The organism is Bradyrhizobium canariense (assembly GCF_019402665.1).
Taxonomy (GTDB): domain Bacteria; phylum Pseudomonadota; class Alphaproteobacteria; order Rhizobiales; family Xanthobacteraceae; genus Bradyrhizobium; species Bradyrhizobium canariense.
Window position 1 is genome coordinate 1 of record NZ_VSST01000054.1, and the last position, 21,745, is coordinate 21,745.

General features: G+C 57.5%; 15 protein-coding genes and 1 pseudogene. 9 read left to right on the plus strand and 7 right to left on the minus strand.

Going from position 1 to position 21,745, the window contains the following annotated elements; all coding sequences use genetic code 11:
- The first annotated feature begins 652 nt into the window (after nucleotides 1-652).
- Genes FXB41_RS27460 through FXB41_RS27480 form a run of 5 tightly spaced genes read left to right on the plus strand, consistent with a single transcriptional unit; the run spans nucleotide 653 to nucleotide 6,141 of the window.
- Entirely contained in the window at nucleotides 653-2,254 is a 1,602-nt protein-coding gene (locus FXB41_RS27460; protein WP_219683959.1) for an ABC transporter substrate-binding protein, read from the plus strand.
- A gap of 4 nt (nucleotides 2,255-2,258) precedes the next feature.
- Nucleotides 2,259-3,200 (plus strand): ABC transporter permease, encoded by a 942-nt coding sequence (locus tag FXB41_RS27465; protein WP_219683960.1) that lies wholly within the window; start codon nucleotides 2,259-2,261, stop codon nucleotides 3,198-3,200.
- Nucleotide 3,201: 1 nt separating this feature from the next.
- Entirely contained in the window at nucleotides 3,202-4,083 is an 882-nt protein-coding gene (locus tag FXB41_RS27470) for an ABC transporter permease (protein ID WP_219683961.1), read from the plus strand.
- A gap of 1 nt (nucleotide 4,084) precedes the next feature.
- A complete protein-coding gene (locus tag FXB41_RS27475) occupies nucleotides 4,085-5,092 on the plus strand; it encodes an ABC transporter ATP-binding protein (protein WP_219683962.1) in 1,008 nt (335 codons plus the stop codon).
- Complete coding sequence (locus tag FXB41_RS27480) at nucleotides 5,089-6,141, plus strand: ABC transporter ATP-binding protein (protein ID WP_219683963.1); 1,053 nt, start codon at nucleotides 5,089-5,091, stop codon at nucleotides 6,139-6,141. The genes FXB41_RS27475 and FXB41_RS27480 overlap by 4 nt, the downstream gene beginning before the upstream one ends.
- Nucleotides 6,142-6,494: 353 nt before the next feature.
- On the opposite strand, the gene FXB41_RS27485 is transcribed toward FXB41_RS27480, so the two are convergent.
- Nucleotides 6,495-7,397: a LysR family transcriptional regulator gene (locus FXB41_RS27485; protein ID WP_376707514.1), complete on the minus strand. Its 903-nt coding sequence runs from the start codon at nucleotides 7,395-7,397 to the stop codon at nucleotides 6,495-6,497.
- A 141-nt stretch (nucleotides 7,398-7,538) separates the two neighbouring features.
- Here FXB41_RS27485 and hglS point away from each other — a divergent pair, with 141 nt between their 5' ends.
- The 3 genes from hglS to FXB41_RS27500 all read left to right on the plus strand — a co-directional run bounded on the left by hglS (nucleotide 7,539) and on the right by FXB41_RS27500 (nucleotide 11,846).
- Nucleotides 7,539-8,945, plus strand: coding sequence for a 2-oxoadipate dioxygenase/decarboxylase HglS (gene hglS, locus FXB41_RS27490; RefSeq protein ID WP_219683964.1), 1,407 nt, complete (start codon nucleotides 7,539-7,541; stop codon nucleotides 8,943-8,945).
- Nucleotides 8,946-9,032: 87 nt separating this feature from the next.
- Nucleotides 9,033-10,598 carry an L-piperidine-6-carboxylate dehydrogenase gene (gene amaB, locus FXB41_RS27495; RefSeq protein WP_219683965.1) on the plus strand — a complete coding sequence of 522 codons (1,566 nt, stop codon included), beginning with the start codon at nucleotides 9,033-9,035 and terminating at the stop codon, nucleotides 10,596-10,598.
- Nucleotides 10,599-10,613: 15 nt separating this feature from the next.
- Entirely contained in the window at nucleotides 10,614-11,846 is a 1,233-nt protein-coding gene (locus tag FXB41_RS27500; RefSeq protein WP_219683966.1) for a pyridoxal phosphate-dependent aminotransferase, read from the plus strand.
- 552 nt (nucleotides 11,847-12,398) lie between these two features.
- On the opposite strand, the gene FXB41_RS27505 is transcribed toward FXB41_RS27500, so the two are convergent.
- The gene (locus FXB41_RS27505) at nucleotides 12,399-13,502 is read right to left on the minus strand and encodes a saccharopine dehydrogenase family protein (RefSeq protein ID WP_219683967.1); all 1,104 of its coding nucleotides are present in this window, start codon (nucleotides 13,500-13,502) and stop codon (nucleotides 12,399-12,401) included.
- A gap of 135 nt (nucleotides 13,503-13,637) precedes the next feature.
- Between FXB41_RS27505 and FXB41_RS27510 the strand changes: the two genes are divergently transcribed.
- Nucleotides 13,638-14,069, plus strand: coding sequence for an Lrp/AsnC family transcriptional regulator (locus FXB41_RS27510; RefSeq protein ID WP_219683973.1), 432 nt, complete (start codon nucleotides 13,638-13,640; stop codon nucleotides 14,067-14,069).
- Between the two features lie 371 nt (nucleotides 14,070-14,440).
- Here FXB41_RS27510 and FXB41_RS27515 read toward each other — a convergent pair whose 3' ends face one another.
- The 5 genes and pseudogenes from FXB41_RS27515 to FXB41_RS27535 all read right to left on the minus strand — a co-directional run bounded on the left by FXB41_RS27515 (nucleotide 14,441) and on the right by FXB41_RS27535 (nucleotide 21,397).
- Nucleotides 14,441-16,102, minus strand: a complete 1,662-nt coding sequence (locus tag FXB41_RS27515; protein WP_219683968.1) for an MFS transporter — start codon at nucleotides 16,100-16,102, stop codon at nucleotides 14,441-14,443.
- 473 nt (nucleotides 16,103-16,575) lie between these two features.
- On the minus strand, nucleotides 16,576-17,259 hold the full coding sequence (locus tag FXB41_RS27520; protein WP_219683969.1) for an aspartate/glutamate racemase family protein: 684 nt from the start codon (nucleotides 17,257-17,259) through the stop codon (nucleotides 16,576-16,578).
- 122 nt (nucleotides 17,260-17,381) lie between these two features.
- The gene (locus FXB41_RS27525) at nucleotides 17,382-18,518 is read right to left on the minus strand and encodes a M24 family metallopeptidase (RefSeq protein WP_219683970.1); all 1,137 of its coding nucleotides are present in this window, start codon (nucleotides 18,516-18,518) and stop codon (nucleotides 17,382-17,384) included.
- A gap of 261 nt (nucleotides 18,519-18,779) precedes the next feature.
- A pseudogene (locus FXB41_RS27530) lies at nucleotides 18,780-19,843 on the minus strand (IS630 family transposase).
- A 330-nt stretch (nucleotides 19,844-20,173) separates the two neighbouring features.
- A complete protein-coding gene (locus FXB41_RS27535) occupies nucleotides 20,174-21,397 on the minus strand; it encodes an ATP-grasp domain-containing protein (RefSeq protein ID WP_219683971.1) in 1,224 nt (407 codons plus the stop codon).
- Nucleotides 21,398-21,745: the final 348 nt, after the last annotated feature.

The window sequence follows — 21,745 nt, forward strand, 5'->3', positions numbered from 1 at the left end:
CGGCTTCTTAACGGACGACGCATTAAGTTCATCGCAAAAGTGGCGCGCGCGGCTTGGGGTTCGTGCCGTCCTCAGACCAGCCGAAAGCCATGCGTTTCATTGAGTGCAATGACTCGAAGCATCGCTTTCTCCAGCAGCAACGAACGAGCAAGGAGGCCCCGTTCTCGGCGGAGTGGCGCGCCTACAAGCGATCGTCGGCTCCCTCGTCTGCTTCAGGCACGCCAGTCTGAACTCACGAGTGCGAAAGTTGGTATCGAGGCGGCTCTCGCGTCAATATGGGCTGAGGGCGTGAAACTAGACGGACGCCGCATCGCAGCTGGTCATCGGCTCAGCACAATAGATCGATGGGCGAAATTTACAGTTCATGCAGAATTTCGGCGCGATAGGCACGCAATGGTATGAAGTTCTACAGCGGCGGTGCAGAAACGCAGCAAAATCGCGATGCAGGCTGACTAAGACTCTATGAAGAAGAACTTCATTGGGGAGATAGAAGGGGGAGGATTTGATAGTTGCCAACCGGGATCTGATCGTCATCGCCAGTTGCGCGAAGTGGCGGCCAATCGGAAAGCATTCCAGCTGCGAGCTCATCCTTTAGCTTCCCCCTGATTGGCAGTTCAGTCGCGATTAGCTTCAAATGGAAGGGGAGTGGAATATGGCAATCTCTAGACGAGATCTCATGAGGGTGGGTTTGGCCGCTGGGGCGTCTGTACCGTTCCCGTCGATTCTGCGGGCGCAGGCCGCGCCGTCCGATGTGCGCACGCTCCGCATGGTGATGGTCAGTGAGCTCCGCGTCTACGATCCGATCTATTCGTCGACTGGCGCTACCGGTAACCACGGTCTGGCGATCTACGACTCGCTCTTCGGGTATGATTCGAATTTCCGGCCGCAGCCCCAGATGGTGAGCAAATGGGGCGTTTCCGACGATAAGAAGATCTATACGTTCGAGCTTCGCGATGGTTTGGGCTGGCACGATGGCACTCCGGTTACTGCGGCGGACTGCGTAGCTTCAATCCGCCGCTGGGCCCAGGTGGATTCCGCCGGGCGCCTGATGATGTCGCGGGTCAAGGACATTTCGAAAAAGGACGACAAGACCTTCACAATCACGCTCCAGGAGCCCTTTGGAATTCTTATTAACGTGCTGTCACGCTCGGGCACCTATTTGGCTATGATGCGGGAGAAGGATGCAAGTCGCCCGGCAACTGAGCAGGTGACTTCGAATGTCGGGTCCGGCCCGTTCAGGTTCAATGAGGCGCTTACCAAGCCAGGGGCTAGCGTCACCTACGACCGCAACGACAAATACATCCCACGCAGCGAGCCGGTCGACGGATTGGCTGGCGGAAAGGTCGTGAAGGTAGACCGGGTTGTCTGGAACAATATTCCAGATGAGCAGACCGCATTCGGTGCTTTGCAAGCGAACGAGGTTGATTTCCTGCAGACCGTATCTCTCGACTTGCTGCCAGCGATCAATGGTGATCCCAACATCGTTGCCCAAGTATTGGATAAGACGGGCAACATCGTCTATCTGCGCATGAACTGCTTGCAGAAGCCCTTCAATAACGTGAAGGCGCGACAGGCAATGCTTCACCTGATTGATCAGGAGGCATTCATGCGAACAGTTGTTCCTGATCCAAAGTACTGGAGCACGGTGACTTCGCTTTTTGGAAATGGAATGCCGTGGTCGAACGACGAAAACACAGGCTGGTTCAAAAAGGGCGGTGATCCGGAAAAGGCCAAGCTCCTTTTCAAAGAGGCCGGATATTCCGGCGAGAAGGTCATCATTCTGGATCCGGCAAACATTCCGATAATCCACAATGCCGCGCAGCTTCTAGCGGCCACGCTACGGAAGATTGGCATTAACGCCGAGCTAGCGCCGAGCGACTGGGGCGGGCTTGTTGCCCGCCGCGCAAAAAAGGATCCCGTGGAGGACGGCGGCTGGAGTATCTTTATGACCTGGGATTCCGGGATTTCAACCAACAACCCGGTCGGCACAATCGCCATGGCCGCAAATGGCGACAAGGCCTGGTTCGGGTGGCCGAAAAACGACGATTATGAGGCTCTTCGAGCCAAATGGGCTGATGTCGACTCTGCGGAGGAGCACATGGCGCTGGCGCGCAAGATGCAGACACTATGGTGGGACTTTGCTGGGTGTGTTCAGTTAGGTCAATTCTTCTCCCCGAGTGTACACCGCAAGACGGTTACTGGCTTCATTCAAACGCCATGGTACGTCCCGATGTGGAACGTGCAGAAAGCCTGAGTTAGTGGTTGCCTATATCATTCGAAGGTTCGTCTCGGCCATCACCGTAATGGTGATGGTCGGTGTTTTCATCTTTCTGCTTCTAAGGCTGTCGCCTGGCGATCCGGCAGCGGTAATCGCCGGTGACTCGGCTCCGCCAGAACTGATCGCAGGTATTCGCCAACAGCTGGGCCTCGGCGATCCGCTGCCCATTCAGTTCGTGCTTTGGGCAAAGAGTATCCTCAGTGGCAATTTTGGGACGTCGATCTTTACCGGGCGACCAGTCCTTCAGCTCGTGTTGCAGCGGCTGGAGCCGACCATTTCGCTTTCGGTTCTAACGATCATATTTTCGAGTGCGACAGGAATTGCGTTCGGGACGCTTGCAGCGTGGCGAGCTGGCGCCCTGGTGGATCGAGCCCTCTCAGCCTTCGCGGCGCTGGCCTTTTCCGTTCCGGTTTTTGTCGTTGGCTATCTTCTCATATATTGCTTCGCCATCAGCAAGCACTGGCTGCCAGTTCAGGGTTATGAGCCTGTCGAACACGGTCTCGCTACTTGGTTCGCGCACCTTATCCTGCCTACCGTCACTCTGGGCCTCGGGTATATCGCTCTCATCGCCCGAATCACGCGGGCGAGCATGCTCGAGGTTCTAGCTGAGGATTATATGAGAACGGCGGCCGCAAAGGGGGCGTCCTCATTTTCCATGCTTTTCCACCACGCGCTGAAGAACGCGGGTGTTCCGATCCTGACGGTGATCGGCCTTGGTTTCGCATATCTGATCTCTGGTGTCGTCATTACCGAAACAGTGTTCAACATACCTGGCGTCGGTCGTTTGACAGTCGATGCGATTAATAATCGCGACTACCCCGTCATTCAGGGCGTGCTAATCCTCGCTTCGGGATTGTATGTCATGATCAACCTCGTCGTCGATCTTTCCTACACGCTGATCGACCCACGTATCCGGTATTGAAATGACACTCGTCTCCGCTCCCACTGAGGCCGTACCGATAAGTGTATTGCGAACAATCAAGCTTCCTCGCCTCGCGAAGCGCCATCCACTTGTCTTTGCAAGCGGCGGCTTCGTGCTGCTGCTGATCCTTCTGGCGCTCGCCGCGCCGCTCTACGCTGGCGACCCGCTGAATGTGGACCCGTTCAAGCGCCTTCAGCCACCTACTTCCGAATTTTGGTTTGGGTGCGATAATCTGGGCCGTGACGTCTTTGCGCGAACGGTCTTCGGCGCCCAGATCTCTCTGATGGTAGGATTGATCTCCACCGCCACTGCGGCTCTTGCAGGGCTTCTGATCGGCATCATCTCCGGCTACAACCGGCGTTTAGACAACATCATCATGCGGATCATGGACGGACTGATGTCCATTCCGACGATCCTGCTGGCCATTGCCCTCGTTTCCCTGACACGCGGCGGCGTCGGCATCCTTATCGTAGCGATAACAATCCCCCAGATCCCCAGTGTCGCTCGCCTCGTACGTTCAGTTGTTTTGAGCGTTCGCGAGCGCCCTTACGTGGAGGCCGCGCTCTGCGGCGGTGCGCGCCTGCCCAAGGTGCTTTGGCGCCACATTCTCCCGAGTACTATTCCGCCACTCATGGTTCAGAGTGCCAACGTGTGCGCGAGTGCGATTCTGGTCGAGGCCGGGCTGAGCTTCCTAGGCGCAGGTGTATCGCCTGAAATTCCCAGTTGGGGCAACATGATCTCAAGTTCTCGCATATATCTTGCGACCGCCCCACTCACGGTCTTCGCACCCGGCATCTGCCTTGCTCTGACGATCCTTGCCGTAAACCTGCTCGGGGATGGTCTGCGCGATCTGTTTGATCCCCGTTCAAAGCGGAGGGGTTGAGATGCAATCACGAAATGCCGGGGGCGACGACGTCCTTCTCGATGTTCTTGATCTCGAGACGCATTTTTATGGCGAGGATGGCGTCGTGCCCGCCCTGGGCGGGATCAGCTTTCAGATAAGGAGTGGCGAAACGCTGGGCGTTGTTGGCGAGTCTGGATGCGGCAAGAGCGTCACTGCCCTGTCCATTCTACGCCTCTTGCCGAAGCTGAGTGCCAAGACTGTCGGCGGCGAGATCCGCTTTCGTGGACGCGATCTCCTGAAGCTTTCGGAACCGGAGATGCGGCTGATCCGCGGCGACAGGATCGCCATGATCTTTCAGGAGCCAATGACAAGCTTGAATCCTGTTCACACCGTCGGGGACCAGATCGCCGAGGCGGTGCAAATCCACACGAAGGCGTCGCGATCCGAAGCTATGGCAAGGGCGCAAGAGATGCTCCGCCTCGTCCGTATCGCGGATCCAGAACGTCGCGTCAACAACTATCCATACGAGATGTCGGGCGGCATGCGTCAGCGCGTCATGATCGCCATGGCGCTCGCCTGTACACCAGAACTATTGATTGCCGACGAACCAACGACGGCGCTTGACGTGACCATCCAAGCGCAGATCCTGCGGCTGATTCTTGAACTGAAACAGCGCATGGGAACGGCAGTGATGCTCATCACCCATGATCTGGGCGTCGTAGCCGAGACATGCCAACGCGCGGTTGTAATGTATGCTGGTAGGATCGTAGAGCAGGCGACCGTAAGAGATCTGTTTGCGCGCCCCACGCATCCCTATACCCAAGGACTGATGCGTTCGGCGCCTGATCCTCGCCGCGGCCGACAACGCCGCCTTCCAGAAATTCCTGGGATTGTACCAAGTCTCCGCGAGCCCATTGCCGGCTGCAGCTTCGCGCCTCGCTGCCCGTACGCGATAAGCATTTGCCACGAGAAGACGCCGTCCTTGCGTGATGTTGGACCGGACCATGCCGCGGCTTGCTGGCGTTCCGAAGAGGTGGTGGGCGCATGACGGGTCCTCTGCTGAAAGTCGAGAATCTGACCAAGCACTATACTGTTGGTGCGGGATTCCTGAGAAAGAGCGTCCCGGTGGTGCGGGCGGTGGAGGACGTCTCGTTTTCTGTCGAAGCAGGCGAGACGCTCTGCGTTGTCGGCGAGTCAGGCTGCGGCAAATCTACCATTGCGCGACTTCTGATGCGGATCGTAGAACCGACAAGTGGGCGCGTCATGATCGATGGCACCGACATTGCTGGCCTCAAGAAGGAACCGCTTCGGGCATGGAGACGCCGAATGCAGATGGTGTTTCAGGACCCCTATTCGTCGCTGAATCCTCGCCTCACCGCCGAACAGATCATCACCGAACCCGTCGAGAATTTCGAACGTCTCAGAAGGAAACAGCGCCAAGCGCTGGCTGCCGATCTTCTCCGAAAGGTAGGAATGTCCCCCGAGATGATGCACAGGCTTCCGTCCGAGTTGTCGGGGGGGCAGCGGCAGCGGCTCGGCATAGCTCGGGCGCTTTCCCTTCAGCCTTCGCTCATCATCGCCGATGAGGCGGTCTCGGCGCTTGACGTCTCAGTGCAGGCACAGATCCTCAATCTGCTACTGGACCTCCAGCAGCAGATGAATATCGCCTTTGTCTTTATCTCTCATGATCTCAGCGTCGTGCATCACATCGGCCATCGCGTCGCAGTCATGTATCTGGGGCGGATAGTCGAACTCGCCCCTTGCGAGGCGCTCTTTGCGAATCCAGTGCACCCCTATACCGAAGCGCTGCTCGCGGCAGCTCCCGTCCCTGATCCGACGAGAGTTCGCCTGGAGGTGCCGTTGGAGGGCGAAGTACCAAGCCCCATCGATCCGCCACATGGCTGCGCATTTCACCCGCGCTGTCCCCTCGCGATCGAGCGTTGCCGCGAAGTACTACCGGCCCTGGTGCCAATGGCAGATGGGCGGGTCGTCGCCTGTCATGTGCGCGCTCCGGCCCCAGCGACGGACTTCTCGGGCCAACCGCCGGCACCGGCCATGCTCGCTCGGTCCTGTGCCACAAGCACAGTCTCCTCTTGAGGCAAATTTGCGAACGCAGCGTGTCCCACAGAAAACACTCTTATTTCGTCGGACGGGGCTTATCTGACTGATAATTGTGCAGCGGAAAAAGGTTCTGGGACAGCCCTTGATGGGTATCGAGATGCGCTAGGCGCTTTGCTCCTGCTGGCAGGTCAATCTTTCGGCCCATCAATTTGTTCGTGTTGCTTTTCAAGAAGCTCGCAAAAAGATCCGCGTCCGGGATTCGCAGGGGTGATGAATGAACGTCGCGAGATCCGAGACCTTGTTTGGTACGTTCGAGCGCAGCCACCAGATTCTTTCATCGCATTTTGGGATTGCGCGCGCTGTACTAATGGAGATTCGCAGGCCACGCTTCATCTGTCCGCGGCAGTTTCCGCGAGCAGCCAATCACGAAACGCGACGAGGGGCGGGTGGTTCGACCGTTCGGGTGGCCATACCAGATAGTACCGCTCGGCACTCTCGATAGCCAGATCGACCGCACGAACGAGTTTGCCGCTCGCCAGTTCATCCTCGATGAGAAAGGTAGGAAGCAACGCCACACCCACACCGACCATCGCAGCCTGGGCGACAGTGGCAAATTGGTCGAAATACATGACGTGCCCGACTTCACTCTCTATGTTTTGGGTTGAGAACCACCTGTCCCACGCTTGTGGGCGCGTCGAGATGCTAAGTAGGGATGCTTTCATGAGGTCCCCTGCCATACGGAACCCATACTGGCGCTTTAGCTCGGGGCTGCAGGCGGGCACAATCAGTTCTGATCTCAGCAGCGCCATCTCAACACCTGGCCAGTCGCGCAGCCCGAAGTGGATGGCCGCATCCAGTGTTTCGGTCCGCAAGTCGAAATAGGTCAGGCGGGTCGCAAGATTGATGGTAACGCCGGGATTCTGTTTCAGAAACTTTGCAAGTCGCGGCGCGAGCCACCGTGTACCGAACGTCGGCAAAGTTGCAAGGTTAAGTGTACCGCCTCGTGGATTGGTTCGAAGGTTGAACGAAGCAGTGCTGATTTTGCGTAGTGCTTCGCGGATCTCCTGTGCGTAGGCGTCGCCGGCGGCGGTCAATTGGATCGTCTGGCGTTCACGTGCAAAGAGTGTGACCCCGAGCTGCTGCTCGAGGAGCTTGATCTGACGACTTACCGCGCTTTGAGTGAGGCTCAACTCCCGTGCCGCCAGAGTAATGCTGCCCCTTCTTGCGGCAGCCTCGAACGCTGTCAGCAGGGCCGTCGACGGGAGATAGCGGCGGGGTGCATACATGTTCATTCCAATTCAGAATGAGATGTTGAGTTAACATCGTTTGATCGAATTGAAAACACGAGATTAACCTCCGAAGTCTCATGTCCGTGCGGTATGACCTTGGAATGATATCTCTCGCAGGATCAGAGTTGCAGAAAGGGGCTACGAATGGCCGAACAGCATGTTCATCCCGACGACATTCGCGACCTTTTCTCGCGCGCCATGTCCGACATGTATCGCGCGGAGGTCCCTCAATACGGAACGCTTCTAGAGCTTGTCGCCGATGTGAATGCCGAGACCTTGCGCCGCAACACGCGGTTGCGAGCCGAGCTCGAACGCTGCGGCGAAATTGAACGGCTAGCTGTCGAACGTCACGGCGCCATCCGGCTCGGGACGGCGGACGAGCTGTTCAACATTCGCCGTCTGTTCGCGGTCATGGGCATGCACCCCGTTGGCTACTATGATCTTTCAGCGGCCGGTGTGCCCGTTCACTCCACGGCGTTTCGCCCGATCACCGAGGAAGCTCTCCGCCGTAATCCGTTCCGGGTCTTTACGTCCCTGCTTCGCCTTGAGCTGATCGACAATCTTGAGCTGCGGGCCCGGGCTACGGCGATCCTCGCAGCGCGACGAATTTTCACGCCACGCACTCTCGAGCTCGTCGGTTTGTTTGAAATCGCGGGTGGGCTGACGCGCGTGCAAGCAGACGAGTTCGTTCGAGAGGCGCTGCAAACGTTCCGGTGGCACGGAAATGCGACTGTCGACCTGGCGACTTATCGAAAGCTGCACGAAGCGCATCGCCTGATTGCAGACATCATCAGCTTCAATGGGCCCCACATCAATCATCTCACACCTCGGACCTTGGACATCGATGCCGTACAGGCCGCGATGCCTCGACGCGGCATTGCGCCGAAGGCGGTCATCGAGGGACCTCCACGCCGCAATTGTCCGATCCTCCTGAGGCAGACAAGCTTCAAGGCGCTGGAGGAGCAGATCCTGTTCCAACAAAGCGCGAGTGAGATGGCGCCCGGGACGCATGCAGCCCGTTTCGGCGAAATTGAGCAGCGCGGTGTCGCGCTGACGCCGAAGGGACGGGATCTTTATGATAAGCTGCTTGCAACTGTTCGTCGCGACGTCAGGCTCGAGGGAACAATTCGGAACGCCAATACTTACGAAAGCGAACTATCCGAGCGCTTCAGATCGTTCCCGGATGACTGGGATGAATTACGACGCCGTGGGCTCGCCTACTTTCGATACGCCGCAACGACCGCCGGGCGCGCATCGAGATCGCGTACTCTGCTGCGCTCCACCGCCGAGGAGCTGATCGCCTGCGGCTTTCTCCGTTTTGATCCAATCGTGTACGAGGATTTCCTGCCCGTCAGCGCAGCCGGAATATTCCAGTCGAATCTCGGCAACAGCGAGAAAAAGCTGTACGACATGCAATCCAACCAGGCGCACTTCGAAGCGGTACTCGGAACCGCAGTTCGCGATGAACTAGAACTCTACGCGCAAGCGGAACGAGTCTCGCTGGAGATTGCACTGACTCAGCTTGGGTCTCCAGAGACCGCGGTCGTCTGATGCAGCCGATCAAGCGATAGAGCCAAGCAGTCCGTCATCACATCACTGTAGTCACCAAAATCAGCGCCAGATCCAAGGGAAATCGTCATGTCGGCTTCAACGCAAGTGCAAGCGCAGGTCCAAAAACTCGATCTCCCCGGTGAGGTCGATAGGCTGCTTTCGCAGCTAGGTGTGAGACGCCAGCGGTATAAGGACGGCGCTCTCAAAGTTTGCACGCCAATTACGGGCGAAATGATTGCGGAGGTTCAGGAATCCGGGCGCAGCGAGGTCATGGCGGCGCTCGATGCGGCGCATGCGGCCTTCCGGACGTGGAGAACGATGCCCGCGCCGAAACGTGGAGAGCTCATCCGACTGCTCGGGGAGGAGTTGCGCGCCAACAAGGAGGCTCTCGGTCAACTGGTTTCAATCGAAGTCGGAAAAATTGTCTCAGAGGGTTTGGGCGAAGTCCAGGAGATGATCGACATCTGCGACTTCGCTGTCGGCCTGTCGCGACAACTCTATGGCCTGACGATCGCGACCGAGCGTGGCGAGCATAGGATGATGGAGACCTGGCACCCGCTCGGGGCAACGGCTATCATCTCGGCCTTCAATTTTCCTGTCGCAGTGTGGGCGTGGAACGCGGCGCTGGCGCTCGTGTGTGGCAACAGCATCGTTTGGAAACCGTCAGAGAAGACGCCATTAACTGCGCTTGCGACCGAGGCGCTATTCGAGCGCGCGCTGGAGCGTTTCAAGCGGGAGGGCGGGATGGCGCCTGAGGGCCTCTCCGCAGTGTTGCTTGGTGGTCGCGAGATCGGCGAACTTCTCGTCGATCATCCTAAGGTCGCGTTAGTATCGGCTACCGGCTCGACCGCGATGGGCCGCGCCGTTGGACCGCGGCTTGCAAATCGATTCGCGCGCTCCATTCTGGAACTCGGTGGAAACAATGCCGCGATCGTCGCTCCGACGGCCGATCTCGACCTGACACTGCGCGGTGTTGCCTTTGCTGCGATGGGCACAGCGGGGCAGCGCTGTACGACGCTGCGACGTCTCTTCGTTCATGAGAGCGTCTACAGCTCGTTTGTCCCGTGCTTGCAGCGCGCCTATGCGTCGGTCACTGTCGGAAATCCACTGCAGAGCGACACGCTCGTGGGACCGCTGATCGACGGTACTGCATTTCACAACATGCAGACCGCGATCGAAGCGGCGAGAGCGGCAGGCGGAATACTCCATGGCGGCGAACGCGTAGACATTGAGGGCGCGAACAACGCATACTACGTCCGGCCAGCTCTCGTCGAAATGACGGCTCAGACGGGGCCCGTTGAACACGAAACCTTCGCGCCTGTCCTCTACGTAATGCGGTACAGCAATTTCGAAGCGGTGATTGAACTGCACAACGCCGTCGCGCAAGGGCTTTCTTCCTCACTTTTTACAAATGATCTGCGCGAAGCCGAAATTTTCCTGTCGGCGCGTGGTTCCGATTGCGGCATCGCCAACATCAATATCGGGCCCTCGGGGGCGGAGATCGGCGGCGCATTCGGCGGCGAGAAGGAGACCGGCGGCGGGCGCGAGTCCGGATCCGATGCCTGGAAAGCCTATATGCGCCGTGCAACCAATACCATCAATCACGGCCGAACACTGCCACTCGCCCAAGGCGTCAAGTTCGACCTGGTCTAAGATGGAGTTGTAGTTGTGAATATTTCAGCTCAAACGGTGTCATCTCGTTTCCAGGCGGCGAGTCGCCTGGCCCCGATCGGCGTTTCGGAGATCCTTAAAATCACGAGCTTGGCCGCCGATCTCAAGCGGCAGGGCAGGGACGTAATCGTCCTCGGAACAGGCGAGCCTGATTTCGACACGCCGGACCACGTCAAGGAGGCAGCGAGGCGTGCAATAGAGGCCGGCGAGACGAAGTATACCGCGCTCGACGGTACGCCTGAGCTCAAGGCCGCGATCCGCGCAAAGTTCATGCGCGACAACGGCCTGGAGTTCGCTCAGGACGAAATCACCGTATCTGCTGGCGCCAAGCAGATCCTTTTCAATGCCATGATGGCCACGCTCGAGCCAGGCGACGAGGTGATTATCCCTACACCCTATTGGGTCACCTATGCAGATATCGTGCGGATCATGGGGGGGAAGCCGGTATTCGTCCGCGGCGAGGAAGTCAACGGGTTTCGGCTGATCGCGGAAGACCTCGCGCGGGCGATCACGTCCCGCACGCGCTGGGTCATTTTGAACTCGCCGTCCAACCCATCTGGCTCAGCCTATTCGGAGGCACAATACCGGCCCATCTTGGATATGCTGATCGCGCATCCGAACGTCTGGTTGATGGTGGACGACATCTACGAGCATATTGTCTATGACGAATTCCGGTTTGTGACTCCTGCCGCGATCGAGCCTTCTCTTCGCGATCGAACCTTGACAATCAACGGCGTCTCCAAGGCCTATGCCATGACAGGCTGGCGGATCGGTTACGCGGGTGGTCCGAGTGCCCTCATCCGCTCGATGTCCGTCGTCCAGAGTCAGTCGACGTCGTGCCCATCATCGATAAGTCAGGCCGCTGCGATCGAAGCTCTCAATGGCCCGATGGAGATCGTAAGAGAGCGCTGCAAATCCTTTCAGACGCGGCGTGATTTTGTCGTATCTGCCTTGAACAACATCGAAGGGGTCACCTGTCGGATGCCGGAGGGGGCATTCTATACGTTCGCATGTTGCGCAGGACTGATAGGTCGGAAAATGCCAAGTGGCCAGCGCATCAGCAGTGATGTTGATTTCGCCGAATATCTCCTGCATACCGTGGGCGTGGCGGTCGTTCCGGGGACGGCCTTCGGGCTCGCTCCTTATTTCCGGATTTCTTATGCCACGTCAGTTCCGGAGCTCGAGGAAGCGTGCAGGCGCATAGCGCATGCGGCGAGTCGGTTAACTTGAGAAATGATTCCGCTCCGCTAGCCAAACGAGTGTGCTTCGGCCCGACGCACGTGTTTCTTGAACTACTACGATGCATGATCGCCCGGCGGGGGCTTCGCAGCGACGTCCGTCGCCGAGCTGTGCCATAGAACTGCAACCGCGGCGGATGCGCTCTTCCGGCGCATTTGAAAACGACAGGTCAGAAGCGCGAGAGTTTCTAACCAACTTGTCGTGCGACGAACGTCACCTTATGCATTGCTGATAACGGCCGGTTCGCCGTAAGGTCCTCTAACAAAGGACCAGCTGCCGGTCTTTTGTTCATCAATCCCGATGTGGCTCTTGAGCCGGTACTCGGCCTAAAGCGAAGTGCGACCGGCCGTAAGACCTGGGGAGCGGCGACGTCCGAAAAGTTACGTAAGAGATAGTTGAACTCGAGCAGAAGAAACTGGCCATCCTGATCTCCAGAACAGGCGCCAGAGGGCCGCGGCACAATCGCCGCCGCCCTCCCGTGATCACGGTGCTTTCAAGACGGCCAGTATACGTCAACTCAAGCACCCGCGAGGTAGGCTTGCCTCACCCCGCCTGCCTCATCCGCATGAGGTCTGGATCGTAAACCTTACCGAAACGGTTAGAGAGGAAGTCCGCCAATGCGATCTCTTCCTGGCGGACAAAGCCCTTCGCCGAAAGGCGCCCATGCGCCAGTAGGTCCAAGATGGTGGCAATGCCCGCAGCGGTCGTGATCTGGATAGCGCTCATTTTTCGTCCCGCAAACATTCCAGCGTAGATCTTATTTGCGTAAGTTTCTTGCAGATAACGCCCTTCCCGCCAGCCGCAAACGGTCGCGAAGATCACGATGACGTCCTGCATGGTCGCGGGCAATGCATTCTCGAAAAGGTCCTTCAGGACGTCGCGGCGATTCTTAAGATTGAAGTCATTCAGCAGCGCCTTGATAATGGCCTGATGGCCAGGATAGCGGATAGTGCGGTAGTTCATGGTCCGCACCTTGCCCTCCAGGGTCTTTGCCAACGTGCCGAGACCGCCTGAGGTATTGAAGGCTTCATAAGTTACGCCATCCAGCGAAAACTCTTCGCGCTCTTCCATTGCCGGCACACTCACCTGTTTGCCTTCGACAATGGCGTCGCAGGGCTCAATATATTCGTTGATCAGACCGTCGGTGCTCCAGGTCAAGTTGTAGTTAAGCGCATTTGAGGGATATTGCGGCAACGCGCCAACGCGCATCCGCACACTATCGAGACTGTCAAAGCGCGATGCTAAATCGCTGGCCACGATGGAAATGAAACCGGGTGCAAGACCACATTGGGGGATGAAAGCTCGCTCGGCATTCTGTGCTAGAGCCTCGATTTTCCTGGTCGAGGCGACATCCTCGGTGAGGTCGAGATAGTGCACCTGCCCCTTCAAGGCAGCCTCGGCAATCTTCCCAGTGAGATGAAAAGGTGCGGCCGAAAGCACCGCGAACTTGCCCTTCAGCGCGGCCTGCAGAGTCGCTTCGTCGGTAATGTCAAGTGGCGCGGTGGAAATCGCCGGATGGTGGTCAATGTTGGCCAGCTGCTCGCTGCTTCGGTCCACGACCGCCACCTTGTAATCGCCTGTATCGGCGAGCATCGCCGCGATTGCGCCACCGATCTTGCCTGCACCAATGACCAATACGTCTTTCATGATTTTATCCCCGGTTTGCATATCGAATCCGAAGAGTTTAGGCGCGGATTGGTCGATTAATAGCGATAAACTGCACATTTTGGCGCGTAGTTTTTGGCAGACTGACGACTCTTCTGGGCATTCTGCCTCATGACCATGCTTTTGACTGCGAAAGACAGAGAATTGCTCGCACTTCTAAGCGAGAACGCCCGTATGCCGGTTGTGACATTGGCAGGGCAGCTGCGCTTGTCTCGAACTACAGTGCAGGCTCGGCTGGAGCGGTTGGAAAGAGCAGGCGTAATCGCCGGCTACAGTGTGCGATTGTCCGAAGAATACTCTTCGAGCCTGATCCGCGCGCACATCCTGGTCACCATTGCCCCGAAAACGATGGCGCAGGTGATGTCTGCGCTTGAAAAGCTGCGCGAGGTCACCGCTCTGCATTCAGTCAGCGGTTCTTTCGACCTGATTGCGATCATTTCAGCACCGTCCATCGCGGAGCTGGATCGATTGGTCGAAACCATCAGAGTTATTGAAGGCGTCGAGCGGACGCTATCATCGATTATTCTGGCAACACATATCTCGCGCTGACGGTGGTGCGCAACTCGCGTCGAGTCGATGGCCATACAGGACGATTTGTCGGTACAGCGGGCCCCGTTTCGGCGCGGAGCACGCGGCTGTTTTCTCTCAGCGAAGGAACAAGGGAGCGCACGAGGCCCGCATGACATGACAGGTTGGATCTCGCGCAAACAGAGTCCAACTTTGTCCGGTTCGGATGAACGTCGAGCGAGCTCTAATTGAAATCCGTGCCCAGAACAGCCGCGGCGGGAGATCGCGGGTTCGCCAATCGGCGGCGTGAACATCGGCGACAGGAGCGCCGGAGTGTGCCTCGTCATTTGCGCGATTACATTGATTGACCCGCGTTCCTTGGTGCAAGCGCTCCAATCGTGAAGCTAAGCCGATCAGCGGGGAGACAAGATCGGTGTCACTTCCTCGGGTTTGCGAGCCGAGTCTGTGGGTCGCTCGATCGCAAGCGTCATGTGTGGTTTACCGTGGCCTGCATGCAATTGGAATACGCGATCATCCAGCTCTTTGTCCGCGGGCGTCAGGCGGTGATTCAAGCGGAGGTAGTCCGTCCAGGTCGGCGTCCGAAACGTCTCCGTCCAAAGCGAAGGTTCTTGCAGGTTGCGCAGAAGTGACCAATGTCGGGCACCGACGCGGCATTGTACCCGACGACGTTCGCGCATAAGCTTCAAAAAAGCGTCGAGTTTCTCCTCCGTTATACGGTATTCGACTTGGACGACTATGGGGCCGCTTCTCGGCTTGAGATCAAGCGCAACGGCCGGCGCGTCGAATTCCCCCAGCGGGTCTGGAGCAGACTCCTTTCGATCGCGGACGGGCATCAGGAGTCCAACGGCAGCGGCCAGCAACAAAACCAGCGCGGATATGCCCATAGCCCAGCTTGGGGAATGGTGCTGTGCCGCCGTACCCCAAAGCCAGCTGCCGGCTGCGATGCCGCCATTCGTCAGTGCGGAATAAAGTGAAATAGTGCGGCCCAGGATCCATCGAGGGCTCGCCAGTTGCACGCTGGCGCCAAGTCCTGACCAAGCAAGTACCCATCCACCGCCACCCAAAGCTAGCGAGACTGCTGCCACTACCAGTGAATCGGTCGAGGATAGTGAGATCATGCAGGTCGCGCAGGCGATGCAGGCGAGCTTAAGGAGACGCTCCTGCGACATCCTTCGTCTGAAAGTGCTGCTAAAGACCCCGCACAAGAACGCGCCCGTCCCAAAGCCCGCCATTAGGATGCCATAGGCGAGCGGTCCTCCCTTCAATTGATCGCGAACGACGAGAGGGAGCAGCGAGAGTATCGAGCTGGCTCCAAGGCCAAAAAGCGTGCCGCGAGCGATCACTACCTTGATCTCGGAAGACATCGCTGTGAAGCGCAAGCCGTCATAGATCGCGGTCGTCATTGCTTCGCGGGGAAGCGGCGAAGAACGACTATCCCATTTGCATAGCAAGATCGCGAATAGTGGGGCAAAGTAACCGACCGTGGCCAAGACGAAGGCAGTGAGTGGCCCGAAGGAGGCGATGATGAGCCCACCGAGCGCGGGGCCTACGCTGCGGACCGTGTTGAAGCCTACTGAGATCAGGGTAATTGCTGCTGGAAGATCGCGTCGAGGCAGGATGTCGCCAATGGACGCCTGCCAGGCGGGATCGTTGAGAGCTGAGCCACACCCGATCAGAAATGTGAAGCCGAGCATAATCCACGGGTCGAAATGGCCCAAGGCTAGAAGTGTACTCAACGTTGCAGAGGCCGAGATGACGAGGCCACGGCCAACCAGCATGACGCCGCGCCGATTGAAATTGTCGGCGATCGCGCCGACGAAAAGAGACAGAATGAATGCCGGTAACGTCGAAGAGGCCTGAACCAGCGCGACCATCAGATCGGAGCCCGAGGTGGTCGCCATCAACCAGCTTATAGTGACGGTCTGCACGAGCCAGCCGAGATTCGAAATCTGATTAGACAACCAGATCAAACGAAACTTTCGGTTCCTAAGTGGACTCAAGGTGCCTGATTCGGCCGAATACTCAGCTTTATTCGCCGCTCTCGCCCCGTTCATTGAACCAGTCCTGCCGTCCAGCTCAAGGTCCGACGGACCGACCCATCGCTCGCCGCAGGCGCCCGATCCATTTCTGACGGAGTGAGACTTAATAGAAGAACAGCACTCATGAGATGCACGGCCTCGGAAGATCAGTAGGCACGCATAGCGTCCCAGCGCAGCAGCAGGACGGCGCTGCATCTGTATCGCCGGTCAAATATATTTGCCTTGAATTGTAACGGGCAGCCTGTCGACCGCGCGGTGCGGCTTCGCCAGGGTCCATCGCTGCCGGTTCTGGATGATCGCCCCCGCGTCCGCATAGCGGCTGCGATGACCCTTCGATCTCAGGCTCACCAGCGCCTACGCGAGCATTTGTGCGTGAAGCGCCTAGGGTCATGTCGGCAGCACGAGCCACGTGGTGTTGTTTCCGTTTCCGCGGCCGACCTGATGGCGCCCATTCGATGGATAAACCTGTAGTGATGACACCGACAGTCCTACGCGACCGCCTTCATAAGGAACGTCGCGTTATCTGCTGCGTCATAAACTGGCAGTCCCGTAGCCCTTCGGATTCGATGCGAGACTCTCACAAAAATCGTACACTCACATAGAATGGCTCCAATATTCTCGTGTTTGCGAATACGGGCAATCATATTGTCAGTGTCGGCCAAAATTGCCTGAACGTCGATCTCGCCGCGCTCCGCCCACATGTAGGAGTAGGTCGCAGTACCCTCGAGCCCTTCGATTGCCAAACGTGATCGCTCTTTGATGCCCAACAAAGCGAATATACCGTCATCCAGGCATCGCGAGTCGGCAGTGAGTACTGCAACCTTCTTGTTCGCCGGTACATTCAGCAGCAGCATAGGGAGCAGAAGTAGACTTGAAGTCGAGACGGGTACCGGTACGGCTGCCGCAATTGCATGCTGGTACCGCACGGTGAAGCCGCAGTCACATGTGATTGCGTCAGCTCCGTTCTTTACGAGCTCTTGCGCAGCTTTCACGTACGCTCCCTCACGGGCAGGATCACCCGCAACAACACTGCTGGCCCATGCACCTGGGACTTGACCCCATATTGGGGCGGAGCCATAGCGGCTCTCTTCGGCAATTCCAGGGCCGAAGTCTGGATTTTGACCATGATAAATGCCGTCGTTGGAGAGGCGCAGAATTCCCAACCTTGCCATATTGTTCTCCTGAGAGCAGGCCGCGTCCTGCAACTACCCTTCATCGGGAAGCGCGAACCGGTTCTGAAGTTGCGTTTATGAAGATTGCTTCTAGCCGGAAAGAGATCACTTACTGGATGAAGTCAGAAAGAGAGGCGGCGCTCCATTTGGGTTAAGCGCTTTCCTCCCTGAGGCGTGACGACAATCGTTTCGCTAAAGGCCATTCCGTGGGCCGACGTGTACATGTGGAATACCTGATTTTCGGCCAGCAGCCAGTCGCTATCGGCCAGAAAAACGCGGGTGAAATCACTGTAGCGAGGAGCGCAGGAGAGGCCGAGCGTATAGCCGGTGATATTCGTGTAGCTGTCTCGCAATCCAGATGCCAACATTCCTTCGCGCACAATGCGATCTACGTCCTTTGCGTTCGCACCCGGTCTCATGCCGCGGAATTGCTCGTCTTGGATCCGGATCATCGTTTCGCTGGCCCGAAGTTGTTCGTCGATCGGCGTACCGATCGACTTCGGACGCATCATTCGGGAAGTGTAGCCGCGAAAATAGGGAACCGGTTCCACATGCAAGATGTCTCCGTCGGCCAGCGTGCGGCCACCGATCTCTGCATGTAAGGCCCCCGAGCGAGGTCCAGAGACCAGCACGGCAACTTGCGCGTTGTCCGCACCGCTGCGCCACGCCTCGCTGGTCATGGCCACGAAAACTTCTCGTTCGTTGATTCCGGGTCCAGCGGCAGCGAACGCTGCTGCGGCCGTGCGGCCACAGATCTCTGCGGCTACCTGGAGACAAGCAAGTTCGAGGGGGGACTTAACTTGCCGCATCTCCCACATGACTCGAGAGAAATCGACGATCCTGGCACTAGGTAACAGGCTTTCTATCTCCAATGCCCGGTTTACCGTGAGAAAATGGCTGTCGCGCTCAACGCCCACGACTGAAGACCCAAAACCGCGTGCTTTAATCGTTTCGGTAACAACTTTGATCGGATTTTCGTTGTCGGCATATGCCACATGGTCGGCGAACCAACTCTTTTCTGCGAAGATCGGTGCATCGAGCGCGCGGATCACTGCGACGGGCTGTTGATCGAGCGGGATAAGTAAAGCTTGGTAGGTGGCCGCCGTGGACCGGTATCCACTGAAATAGACCATATGTTCGAACTGGTCGACGACAAGTAGGTCAATGTGCCGTTCGGCCATGATGATACGCAATGCTGCGAGGCGCGAGCAGTACTCATCGACAGGAAAGGGCGGCGGGAGCGGCGGACGTTGTGTCATCTAATCCAACTAAAAGTGTCCTATAGACAGGGCCTTCGACTAACGCCGCCTAATCTAGATTCCGCTCGACGATGCATGACTTTCAGAAAATGCTCAATCCCTAGGGCTGGTAGGCCGCTCATAAAAGCACTGTTGCGACGCGATTTAAGGCCGCGCGATCGAGCTGAATAGCCGTTTAGCTTGCGAGGTGATCGTCGATCTGACTATGCTTGTACTTTTTGGACATCGAACCGCGACAAATGCCAAGACTAGTACCCGGAATCAGAGCTGAGTGATACGTCGACCTTTGAAGGGACGCTGGCGGACCTTTTTCTTGGTCCAGACGAATGGCTCAGCCTTGCCGTTACATGCTTTGATGTAGGCATCGATGTGCTGCTCGAGCTGTTTGAGGCTTGTGAACGAGGCGCCGCTCAACGACTGCCCCTGTAGGATCGAAAACCACACCTCGACCTGATTGAGCCAGGATGCGCTGGTGGGCGTGAAATGAAATTTCACATTGGGATGTGCCTCGAGCCATTCCTCGTTCCTCTGATGGGTGCTGAGGTTGTCGAGAATGACGTGAAGCTGTCGGTTCGGAAATGCTGCGGTCACGCGATCCATGAAGTCGAGAAACTCGACCCGGCGACGTCGCTTCGAATGCGTCGCAAGGATCTTCCCGGTAGCGACTTCCAGCGCTGCAAACAGCGTGGTCGTGCCATGCCGCTTGTAGTCGTGACTTTGCCCGGTCAGGGATCTGCCGTTGGGCAGTTTCGGATAACCCTGCGCTCTTTCCAAGGCCTGAATCGAGGGCTTTTCGTCCACGCATAGCACAAGGCCTTTTTCGGTGGGGCGACATAGAGGCCAACCACGTCGGCGGCTTTGGCCGTAAACTGCGGGTCGCTGCTCTCGCACCAAGACTTGCGAGCGACGAGATCGATCTTGTTACCGCGCAAGAATCGCCAGACATATTGCACGTCGACATCGCCAAGTTCCCCAGCCAGCAGAGGCCCAGTCCAGCGCGCGTACCCAGCGGGGGGCGACTTATCGAGCAACTTCAAAATCCGCTTGTCAGTGGCCTTCGTATAGATCGGCTGTTTGCCCGGCAGGGGCTTGCTTTGCAGACCTTCAAGACCATGATCCGCATAGCGGTGCCGCCAAAGGCTGACAATCCGAGGCTGGACCCCAACCTCCTTGGCGATCGATCGGGTGCTGCGACCTGCTGCTGCCAGCAGAACGATCCGGGCTCGCTTCAAATCGCGCTGCAACGTCACCGGTGAGCGGCAACGTTGCTCAAGCACTTGGCGATCTTTCTTCGAAAGATGGACTTCTCTTGCTTCGGGTATCATCCCGACGTTGAATCATGACTCACTTCCCAGGGAAAGTGGGTACTAGTGCGCCTGCTGGCGAGCTCCGCTGTTCGGAGCAATGTTGCTGGGTTGTGACGCGCGGAACGAACTGGCGACGCAATGCGGAGATGGCAAAAAAGCGAGTTCTAACGGAAACGCTCACGTCAGAAAGTGAAGCGATGGGGGCACCATCTAAGGTGGTGGCCTTCCTGACAAGGGCGCACTCAGCCCGGACGCCTAGATCCGCGCTACGAGTGCCACAATGGGGCGACAAGAGAAGGCCTCTATGCGCGAATAGACCGCTACGATCTCACCGGCTGAAAGCGTTGTTCATGCTCCCACTGTTGGAAAGGGTACGATCGACCAATCGATGAAGCTTACAGCGTTCTGGAGTATGGCCGTCGTCTCGCCAACGCTTGGCGAAGCAGCAATGACATGTCCGATTTTGTCTCGGTAGTCGCCATTTCTAACAATCTGGGTCCCGGGTTCAATAGAAAAGGCCACCTCTGCCACACCTGGGACTGCCGCAGCTCGACTAACGCCATTTACGGCATCGAGGGTACCATCGCGATCAGCAACTAGAATCCGGGCGCTCGCAGCATGGGAACGAGTTCCCCGCAAGTCGCATTGCCCGCCGATGACCAGCTTGATGTGCTCCGACACAAGATCGACACCATAGGCCAGCTTGACAAGCTGAGGAATCGGTGTGCCCGCAAGACGCGGATTGACTTCAATCACGACCGGACCAATCTTTGTCCAACGTAGATCAATATTTGTTGGCCCCCAACCAAGGCCTAGGGCTTGCAAACAGCTCAGCGAAACGTCGGCCATGCACCTATGTTCGTCCTCAGCCATAACGGCAGAATAGACGTACTCGCGACAGATGAAATGAGGTGGGCTGCCGAAGTCAGCGGCGCCTATGCCAATGACCTTATTTTCCATTATTTCAACGCTGTAATGAGGACCTTGTGCGAATTCTTCGACAAGTATCCTCGGGGAGGACCGCCACATGTGTCTCCCATTCAACAGATAAGTCGTATGCTCGCCTACCTCATCAGCGTCGCGGCACAATCGGACACCGTTGCTGCCGATGCCTACAGCGGGCTTCACAATCACAGGCAGCCCGATTTCGGCGGCAGAACTCGCTACGTCCGCCGCGTTCGTTGCTAGGCGATAAGCAGGTACGGGGACGCCCGCCGCTGCGATGCGCTGACGTTGAGCGAACTTGTCGCAACACCGTTCAACTGCTGTGGGGTCCGGTCCCGGTAGATCGAAATGTCGGCAGAGCTTGCCGGCCGCCGCATAGGCGGATTCCCGGGCGCTCGTAATACCAGCAATCTCGGAAGCGGGAGATAACGTAGAAAGTTCGCCTATCATCGCATCAAGATTATCTGTGTCGACACGTATGGCCTCGCAGCCGCCCGCTGCGAGATAACCGTACTGAGTTGGATCAGCCGACAGGGTGACAGGATGAAGGCCAAGACGGTGGGCCGCGCGCACGTAAAGCGGGCCATTAATTCCGCCTTCAAGCAGAATGAGAGCTCTTCTTGACATTGACTATTGACTCCGACGTTACAGGAAGTGCGGCGGCGCGACGGGGCGCTTAACCGGTCGAGTTCGCAATCGAACGAAAGTGAAAAACCAACTACAAGACTACGTCCTGTTTCAGTCGAACGAGCCAGTTCTCAGGTAAATCACGGTTGAACTGCAGCGAGTGAACGCTACGGGCTCGCAGAAGGCGGATCATTCATGCATCTAGAATTCGCTCCCCTCTGTCCTTATCGAGCAGTATCAGCGAAGTTTTTGCGGTGATACTACCGGCTTAGATGGGTGAACGTGATTAGTTTGTTGGTCACAATGCGGCAGCGCCCCTCTCAATGTTCTAGACGAGCGATTCCATTA